Origin of the sequence: Psychromonas sp. SA13A (genome assembly GCF_011378715.1) — a bacterium.
GTDB lineage: Bacteria > Pseudomonadota > Gammaproteobacteria > Enterobacterales > Psychromonadaceae > Psychromonas.
The window spans coordinates 1-9,822 of the sequence record NZ_WTKU01000041.1 but is presented as its reverse complement, the minus strand read 5'-3'; the positions used below and the strand labels follow the sequence as shown (position 1 = coordinate 9,822).

The 9,822-nt window shown below is 38.7% G+C and carries 7 protein-coding genes and 2 rRNA genes; all 9 read left to right on the top strand.

All coding sequences use genetic code 11. From position 1 onward, the window contains the following. A 5S ribosomal RNA gene (gene rrf, locus GQR44_RS19455) occupies positions 1-107 on the top strand; the annotation flags it as partial. A 1,461-nt stretch (positions 108-1,568) separates the two neighbouring features. Beyond that, entirely contained in the window at positions 1,569-2,537 is a 969-nt protein-coding gene (locus GQR44_RS19450; protein ID WP_166373401.1) for a TRAP transporter substrate-binding protein, read from the top strand. Positions 2,538-2,690: 153 nt separating this feature from the next. Further along, on the top strand, positions 2,691-3,248 hold the full coding sequence (locus GQR44_RS19445; RefSeq protein ID WP_166373399.1) for a TRAP transporter small permease: 558 nt from the start codon (positions 2,691-2,693) through the stop codon (positions 3,246-3,248). 3 nt (positions 3,249-3,251) lie between these two features. After that, entirely contained in the window at positions 3,252-4,556 is a 1,305-nt protein-coding gene (locus tag GQR44_RS19440) for a TRAP transporter large permease subunit (RefSeq protein WP_166373397.1), read from the top strand. Positions 4,557-4,560: 4 nt separating this feature from the next. Then, on the top strand, positions 4,561-5,088 hold the full coding sequence (locus tag GQR44_RS19435; RefSeq protein ID WP_166373395.1) for a winged helix DNA-binding protein: 528 nt from the start codon (positions 4,561-4,563) through the stop codon (positions 5,086-5,088). 65 nt (positions 5,089-5,153) lie between these two features. Then, positions 5,154-5,891, top strand: a complete 738-nt coding sequence (locus GQR44_RS19430) for a 5-oxoprolinase subunit PxpA (RefSeq protein ID WP_166373393.1) — start codon at positions 5,154-5,156, stop codon at positions 5,889-5,891. Continuing rightward, entirely contained in the window at positions 5,882-6,565 is a 684-nt protein-coding gene (locus GQR44_RS19425) for an allophanate hydrolase subunit 1 (RefSeq protein WP_166373391.1), read from the top strand. Before GQR44_RS19430 ends, GQR44_RS19425 begins: the two co-directional genes overlap by 10 nt. Positions 6,566-6,583: 18 nt before the next feature. Continuing rightward, a complete protein-coding gene (locus GQR44_RS19420; RefSeq protein ID WP_166373389.1) occupies positions 6,584-7,525 on the top strand; it encodes a biotin-dependent carboxyltransferase family protein in 942 nt (313 codons plus the stop codon). Between the two features lie 737 nt (positions 7,526-8,262). After that, positions 8,263-9,807: ribosomal RNA gene (locus tag GQR44_RS19415) — 16S ribosomal RNA — on the top strand. Positions 9,808-9,822 lie beyond the last annotated feature (15 nt).

The window sequence follows — 9,822 nt, the reverse complement described above, 5'->3', positions numbered from 1 at the left end:
AATAGCGCTGTGGTACCACCTGATCCCATGCCGAACTCAGAAGTGAAACGCAGCTGCGCCGATGATAGTGTGGGGTCTCCCCATGCGAAAGTAGGTCATCGCCAAGCGCCTAATTTAAAATAGCCCCACTGGTTAGTTCCGGTGGGGCTTTTTTAATTCTGTTGATTTATGACCTACGTAGAAAGTAGGGTGAGTTTGCCGACAGGCAAGGGGCACGAACAATGTCCACCCATCGCCTATTTTAATGCTATCGATTTATGATCTATATTGAGCCATGCTCACCCATCGACAAGCTTGCATAGTATTTAGAACAATCCCTGTTGACTGACGTCAGCAGGGATTTTTTCGTTTAGGGCTTTTTAGTGGTCTCCTTCAGTGCGACAGCATCGTATTATCAGCGGACTAGGCTTCGCGACGACTTTCCATTGCCAAGCTTGCATAGTATTCAGATCAATCCCTGTTGATTTACGTTAGCAAAGATTTATTTGTTTGAAGGTTTTCGATGTTTATACTTAAGTACAAAAGATAGAGATATATTTACCGATGGCATTATTTTATAGGAGGATGAGACCTGTTAAGTATTTCTATATGCTCTGTTTGTAAGTTTTTTATTTTAGCATCTTAAAATTTATGACTTAACAAAACAGTTCACTAAGACTGCGGCAACTTTTTATCTGAAAGTGATCTGTTATACAACCAATAAAATTATCACATAACTTGGTTAAACGACACCTACCTTTAATAGTTATTTTAATGATTACTGTTAATTTTTTGTTTGCAAAATGTTAAGAGCGCTACCATTCATTTGAGTATATTTTTAAAGTTATCCCTCATTTAGCTGTCAATAGGCATGCCGTATTCAACATTAAAGGGCCCTACATTCTAATTAAACCTAGATCGCAGAATTATGCTTAATGATCTAGTTTGTTTAATTTAATCTAAATTGATCACAATTTATTAACTTATTAATAATATTTAAATGTGATGGACTTCGTTTTAAATGATTATAGAGATGAGTAATGTTTGTTTTAGATGTATTTCGTATGTATTTTGAATGTGTTTTGTATTCTGAGTTAATAGATATTTTATGCTCTATTGAGTTTATTTGATAATGAGGTCTCAACTGGTTAATTAATTATTTTGTATCGTTACGATATAAATACCGTTTGATAAATGATGATAGCAATATAATTACTGAATGATTTACGAAGCTTGTTTTGGTTTTCATAAACATGAAAAAAGACGAATTTGAGGTCGTTATAAACTCGAAGTTTGCTTTTTAAATTTTGTTTTACATTGGTGCAATTGCTCTATCTAGTTGCTTAAATTAAGTAAAAGTTAATTTTTAATACTATTTATGTTTATTAGCTCTCTGAGTTAATAATATAAAAATTAAATTAATATATAAATAAAACAGTGAGTTATGTTTATTTTTCTCGTGTAGGTTAAATAAAAAATGAATTGGTGCAATTTATGCTACTAATTCAAAATGGATGTAAATCGTATTCATATTATAAGTGATTTGAATTCGAATTATTAATGTTGATCAATAAAGATAAGGACAATCTATGAAATCTATTTTTAAAATTGCAGCAATAACAGCTGCAGGCGTTATTTCTACTTCTGCTATATCTGCTACTCGATGGGACATGGCTACACCTTACGTTGATGCCACACACCATACTCAGAATATTCGTCAGTTTGCAGAGGATGTAAACGCAGCAACTAATGGAGACTTTGAAATCATCGTACATGCTGGCGCCTCTTTGATTAAACATAAAGAGATACCAAGAGCCGTTCGTACCCAACAAGTGCCGATGGGGGAAGTATTTATTGGGATATTAGGTAATGAAGATCCTATCTATAAACTTGATAACCTTCCTTTTTTAGCAACTAATTTTACTGATGCAAAAAAGTTATACGAAGTATCAAAGCCACTTATTGAAGCAAAACTAAACAAAAATGGATTAATGTTATTGTATTCTGTGCCTTGGCCTCCTCAAGGTGTTTACAGTAAAGAGCCACTAACTAGTATTGATAGTTTTAAAGGTGCAAAACTACGTGCTTATAGTTCTACTCTATCCCGTTTAGCCGTTTTACTTGAAGCTTCCCCAACAACGGTTCAAACCGTTGAAATTCCACAGGCATTTTCAACGGGTATTATCGATATGATGATCACATCACCCACTACCGGAGTAAGTAGCCAATCTTGGGACTACGTTGACAACTATACGGATGTACAAGCGTGGATCCCTAAAAATATGGTGATTGTTAATAAACGTTCATTCAAACGATTAGATAAATCGATGCAATCAGCATTGTTAACTGCCGCGGCTGCCGCTGAAAAGCGTGGTTGGGAAATGGCGATCAATGAAACTGAAATTAAAAATAAGGAGTTAATGGAGCATGGAGTTAAAGTTGTAGCTCCAAATTCTGAATTAATCAAAGCACTTACCGCTGTAGGTGATCAAATGTCACAAGAATGGGCTGAAGAGGCTGGTGCAGAAGGTAAAGCGCTTCTTGCTGAGTATCATTAGTAAATAACTGCTTCGGTAACGTTTTACTGATTAAACGTTACCGTTGTGACTATTTTTCCCATCCCTCAGAGAATGTTAGTTAAATACGCGTTTATATCCTGAGTAAAAATTAATCCCTATATTTTTTATTGTTTACTGTAGGAGTATTCAACGATGAGAATTTTATTGAATCGAATATATTTAACTACCGGTGCATTATCGGGGCTGTGTATCATCGCTATCTGTTGCATTATTCTTGCACGTGTAATGGGGCGTTGGTTTGGTATTGAAGTGCCTTCTAGCGACGATTTTGCTGGCTTTTTACTTGCTGCATCTAGTTTTTTAGGGCTTGCCTATACGTTTCGTGAAGGTGGACATATTCGAGTGAGTTTATTCACCTCAAGATTACCACTTGCCCTTAACAAATGGGTTGAAAGAATTATTTTAAGTTTAGGCTGCGTTTTAATTCTTTATCTTACTTGGCAGCTTGCCTACTTTGTTTATGAATCTTATATATTTGATGAATTATCTTCCGGTTATGTACCTATCGAGCTTTGGCTTGTTCAGTTGCCTTTAGCTGTGGGCATGATTATTTTTTCTGTAGCAATTATTGATCAAACCTTTTGTCATCTTTTTTTTGGTGAAGAGTTACCAAAATCTGAAGAGGAAGCATTAGCTGAAAGTGCGCCGATTGATTTATCGCAAACTGACTCATTAAACAAAGGAGTGTAATTTATGAATGAGATAACTATCGGTTTTATATTAATAGGTATTTTATTTGCACTGTTAGCCAGTGGATTTTGGGTTGCTTTTACCCTGATTACGGTTTCTATTGCAGGTCTTATGATGCTTGGTAACGATAATTTTGGATTACTTTATACCACATCAACTTGGGGTGCAGTGTCCGATTGGTCATTAGCTGCATTACCGCTATTCATTTGGATGGGGGAAATACTCTTTAGAACACGTTTATCAAAAGATCTATTTGAAGGTTTAACACCTTGGCTTAGTAGAGTTCCAGGACGTTTATTGCACGTTAATATTTTAAGTTGTGGTATTTTTGCTGCTGTTTCTGGTTCATCTGCCGCAACGGCTGCCACCATTGGTAAAATGACTCTGCCGGAATTAAAGCGTCAGGGATATGATGATAAAATGGCGATAGCGACTTTAGCCGGTTCAGGTACGTTAGGTTTACTTATTCCTCCTTCGATAATTTTAATCGTATATGGCGTCGCAGCAGAAGTATCTATTGGGCGTTTATTTATGGCAGGCGCCTTACCTGGATTGATGTTAGTGATCATGTTCATGGGATACACTGCTTATTGGTCATCAAAACATGGTGATGGTATTGCGCAACAAACCAAACAATATTCCTGGAAAGAAAAGTTTTCTTCATTATTACGTTTAATACCCGTTAGCGTACTTATCTTATTTATCATTGGTTCTATTTACGCAGGTTTAACAACGCCCACTGAAGCAGCTGCATTTGGTGTACTTGGATCTTTAGTATTAGCATTAGGTAGCGGTTCATTATCATTTAATAGCTTTACGGAAAGTTTAATGGGTGCGGTGAAAACATCATGCATGATTATCTTTATTCTTGCCGGAGCTGCTTTTTTAACAATGGCAATGGGCTTTATTGGCATACCAAGAATGCTAGCTGAAAATATAGCATTACTTAACTTGTCACCTTATACCTTGTTATTTTTACTGACTATTATGTTTGTTATTTTAGGCTGTTTTTTAGATGGTATTTCGGTTGTTGTACTCACCACTTCAGTCGTTCTTCCAATGGTTATTGAAGCAGGAATTGATCCTTTATGGTTTGGTATTTATATTGTTCTGGTTGTAGAAATGTCACAAATAACGCCACCAGTGGGATTCAATTTGTTTGTTATTCAAAGTTTAACAGGACGCGATATATTGTTCGTTGCTAAAGCAGCTCTGCCATTCTTTTTCTTATTGGTTACTGCTGTATTTATTGTCACAGTATTTCCTGAAATTGTAACCTGGCTTCCAAATTCAATGTCGAAAGGATAAATATATGCCGAAACAAATAAACAAGCCAACATCAGAACACTTGCCTATTTTGTCCTCTTCTCATTTAGTAGGTGAAAATGGGCTTGCATTAAGTGAATTTGAATATGGATTAACCATGGTACACAACGCATTTCAACGTTGGACACATTTATGTAGTAATGCTTGCGATCAGAACCTGAGTTCTTTGGATATTTTAGTGATTCATAATGTTTATCACAGAAAGAAACCTAAGAGGATCACTGATGTAGCATTTACCCTAAATGTTGACGATACACATAACGTCTCATATTCAATAAGAAAAATGGTAAAAAGTGGCATGCTTCAACATGAAAAAAGAGGCAAAGAAACATTTTACAGTGTGACGGATGAAGGTGAAGCCTTTTGCTTAGAGTATGCAAAAATTAGAGAAAAATGCTTAGTGCAAGCCTTAGAGCACATGTCTATCGACGACTCATTAGGCGAAACGGCTAAATTGATGAGAACGCTATCTGGTTTATACGCACAGGCGTCTCGAGCTGCAAGCTCTTTATAATCGGTAGTAAGTATTACTGATAGTTAATCGATGACTTCAATTCAAATTTATTCAGGGGAATATAAATGCTTATTAATTGTGATATGGGTGAAAGTTTTGGTATCTGGAAGTTAGGTCAGGACGAACAGATCATGCCTTTCGTTGATATGGCGAATATAGCATGTGGTATGCATGCTTCAGATCCAAGTGTTATGTTACGAACAGTTCGTTGTGCAAAAGAACACGGTGTTCGTATTGGCGCACATCCTGGTTATGCTGATTTACAAGGCTTTGGTCGTCGTTTTATTGAAATGCCATTGACTGATTTACAAGCGTTATTTATTTACCAGTTAGGCGCATTGCAGGGAATTTGCAAGAGTGAAAATACCGAATTAAGTTATGTTAAGCCGCATGGTGCTCTTTATAATGCAATGATGAAGTCTGACGATATTTTTGTTGCTTTATTACAAGCACTTGCTAAATATGATGCAAAATTACCATTAATGGTGATGGCAGTTCCTGATTTTGCGCGTTATCAAAAATTTGCCTCTGAATACGGTATTACATTACTTTTTGAGGCCTTTGTTGACCGCACTTATCAAACAGATGGACGCTTAACGTCAAGAACTGAAGCTAATGCATGCCATACGGATTTAGAAGATATTTGTGATCAAGCCGTTCGTTTATTTAAGGAACAATGCGTAATAAGTAATGATGGAACAAGGGTCAGTATTAAAGCAGATACCTTATGTATTCATGGTGATGGTGCATTAGCGGCTGAGATAGCAGGGGTTTTAAAAGTGAGATTGGCAGCATGCAAGTAAATCTTGTTAATGAAAATAGTGTCATTATCTACTTCTCCGATATCGTTTGCGCTGAAACAACCGATAAAATTACTCATGCTTGTCAGTTATTCAGATCTGAACTTAGCGATACGCTTTCAGATATAGTGCCGTCTTATACTTCTATTCTACTTAGTTGTAATTTGCGTAAAACCGGATTACAAAATTTTGTAATTAATATACGTCGAATACTAAACGAATTAGATAATGTTGGCCTTACTAATCTGGCACGTAATAAAATTGTACTGCCTGTTTATTATGGACAAGAAGTCGCACTTGACCATCGAGATGTCAGCTTACATACAGGTTTAGCATTTTCTGAAATAGTTAAACTACATACAGAAGAATGCTACCGAGTATTTGCAATCGGCTTTACCCCTGGTTTTGCATTCTTAGGCAATACCCCAAAGGAAATGACAATACCTCGTAAGGCAAGCCCAAGGCTTAATGTTCCTAAAGGTAGCGTTGCGATAGCGGATAGGCAAACAGCTATTTATCCTAGTCAATCACCAGGAGGTTGGCAGGTGATAGGCCGCACACCAGTAGATTTACTAGATGACTCAGAAGAGTGCCTAAGTAAATTTGCAATGGGCGATGAAGTACATTTTGAATCTATCGATAAACAAACCTTTTTGGCAATGGGCGGCCAACTGTAACTAAAGAGGGTAAAAAATATGGCATTAGATATCATTCAAGCAGGGCCGTTAAGTTTATTGCAAGATCTTGGCCGCTATGGCTATCAAGATGTAGGTGTTACTCCAGGTGGAGCAATGGATACCCATGCCTTCCACTGGGCTAATCAATTATTAAATAACCCAGCGAATGCTGCACAAATTGAAATCACCATGGGGCCATTTAAAGCTTGCTTTAAACAATCAACTAGTTTTTCATTATGTGGAGCAGATGTTGTTGTATCGTTAAATGGAAATACAATTACAACTTGGAGCTCTTGGCAAGCAAAAGCAGGAGATATATTAGAAATTGGCTATCCAAAACAAGGATTACGTAGTTACCTTGCTGTGAGTGGTGGTTTTACTAGCCCTAAAACTTTTGGCAGCATTAGTACTGTGATAAGAAATAAGTTAGGTGGATTAAGCAAAAAAGGCAGCAAACTAGCCAATGGCGATATATTACCTTTTATAGCACAGGTTCAACCCCATTCACGCAAAGTCCCTCAACAATTTATTCCAGAATACAAAGACATCATTAATATAGGTGTATTAACAACATATCAATTCCACCAATTTAGCGAAGAAGCAAAAAAAACATTTTTTAATGAACTGTATACGGTAACCCCAGAGATTGACCGCATGGGTTATCGATTGAAAGGCAAACCTATTGAATTTGCCGAGCAGAGCTTCGTTTCTGAAGGTATTGCGTTGGGAGCTATTCAAATTCCAGCTAATGGCCAACCTATTATATTAATGCGTGACAGACAAACAATTGGTGGATATCCCAAAATGGGATGTGTTTGTAACAGAGACTTAAATATTCTTGCGCAAGCAACACCAGGTACTCAAATTCGTTTTTTTGAACAAGATTTATATGAAGCAGAAGCTGAGCTTCATCAAGAACAGCATTATTTCTTTAAAGGGAACGGTGATGGTAACGATTGATATTTAACTGTAGATAAAACATTGCTTCATTTCTTTAAAAAATTTAGTTATTAAATAAAGTAGCGAATTCAACATTAAAGTCATGTCTTCTTAGATTGTTGCGGTCAATATAGAATATTTTGTAAATATAAATGAAATGAATAACATTATAGAAGAAGTAACATGCCTAATTCCAAGCATAAACGTCACATTTTTGAGTGAAATATCCACACTTTGTTGGTTAATTAATCACTCAGTCATTTAATTGAAATAAACACTATAAAACGCTTGCGAATAGTTTCGCGATCCCTATAATACGCCGCACAGACACGGGATGTAGCGCAAGTTACTGACCAAATCAGAACCAACAAACTCAGCGAGTTTGAGCCAACAAAAACTTTTAAAGTAATTTAAAATAACATGTTGACAAGGTTCAAGGTTAGCGTAATATACGCCGCCTAGCCGCAAGGCACGCTCTTTAACAATTTAATCAAACAATCTGTGTGAGCACTTGTTGTTGATGTGATTTCAAAAAAATCAAAGTCCTACTTGTTAGGCAACATCAATAATAGTGACACACGAAATAATTCATTTACATTGAAAGATTTATCTTTCAATGAATAACGAAGCGAATGAACTTGTTCAATCGCAGTTATTTCAGAATAATAAATTGTTAGTTTCTTATATTTATATAAGTAATTAGCAGTAAGTTTTAGTCAGTAGTATTGAGTCGCAACTTAGGTTGCAAATTAAACTTTAAATTGAAGAGTTTGATCATGGCTCAGATTGAACGCTGGCGGCAGGCTTAACACATGCAAGTCGAACGGTAACAGAGAATAGCTTGCTATTTTGCTGACGAGTGGCGGACGGGTGAGTAATGCTTGGGAATATGCCTTATGGTGGGGGACAACAGTTGGAAACGACTGCTAATACCGCATAACATCTCCGGATCAAAGTGGGGGACCTTCGGGCCTCACGCCATAAGAGTAGCCCAAGTGGGATTAGCTAGTTGGTAAGGTAATGGCTTACCAAGGCGACGATCCCTAGTTGGTCTTAGAGGATGACCAGCCACACTGGAACTGAGACACGGTCCAGACTCCTACGGGAGGCAGCAGTGGGGAATATTGCACAATGGGCGCAAGCCTGATGCAGCCATGCCGCGTGTGTGAAGAAGGCTTTCGGGTTGTAAAGCACTTTCAGCGAGGAGGAAAGGTTGTACTTTAATAGAGTGCAGCTGTGACGTTACTCGCAGAAGAAGCACCGGCTAACTCCGTGCCAGCAGCCGCGGTAATACGGAGGGTGCGAGCGTTAATCGGAATTACTGGGCGTAAAGCGCGCGTAGGCGGTTAATTAAGTCAGATGTGAAATCCCAGGGCTCAACCTTGGAACTGCATTTGAAACTGGTTAACTAGAGTTTTGTAGAGGGTGGTAGAATTTCAGGTGTAGCGGTGAAATGCGTAGAGATCTGAAGGAATACCAGTGGCGAAGGCGGCCACCTGGACAAAGACTGACGCTGAGGCGCGAAGGCGTGGGGAGCAAACGGGATTAGATACCCCGGTAGTCCACGCAGTAAACGATGTCTATTAGAATTTTGTGGCTATATGCCGTGGGATTCAAAGCTAACGCATTAAATAGACCGCCTGGGGAGTACGGCCGCAAGGTTAAAACTCAAATGAATTGACGGGGGCCCGCACAAGCGGTGGAGCATGTGGTTTAATTCGATGCAACGCGAAGAACCTTACCATCCCTTGACATCCAGAGAATCTGTTAGAGATAGTAGAGTGCCTTCGGGAACTCTGAGACAGGTGCTGCATGGCTGTCGTCAGCTCGTGTTGTGAAATGTTGGGTTAAGTCCCGCAACGAGCGCAACCCTTATCCTTATTTGCCAGCGGGTTATGCCGGGAACTCTAGGGACACTGCCGGTGATAAACCGGAGGAAGGTGGGGACGACGTCAAGTCATCATGGCCCTTACGGGATGGGCTACACACGTGCTACAATGGCAAATACAAAGGGCTGCTCACCAGCGATGGTATGCGAATCTCCTAAAGTTTGTCGTAGTCCGGATCGGAGTCTGCAACTCGACTCCGTGAAGTTGGAATCGCTAGTAATCGTGGATCAGAATGCCACGGTGAATACGTTCCCGGGCCTTGTACACACCGCCCGTCACACCATGGGAGTGGGCTGCACCAGAAGTCATTAGCTTAACCCTTCGGGGATGGCGATGACCACGGTGTGGTTCATGACTGGGGTGAAGTCGTAACAAGGTAGCCCTAGGGGAACCTGGGGCTGGATCACCTCCTTACGTAAAGAAACACAT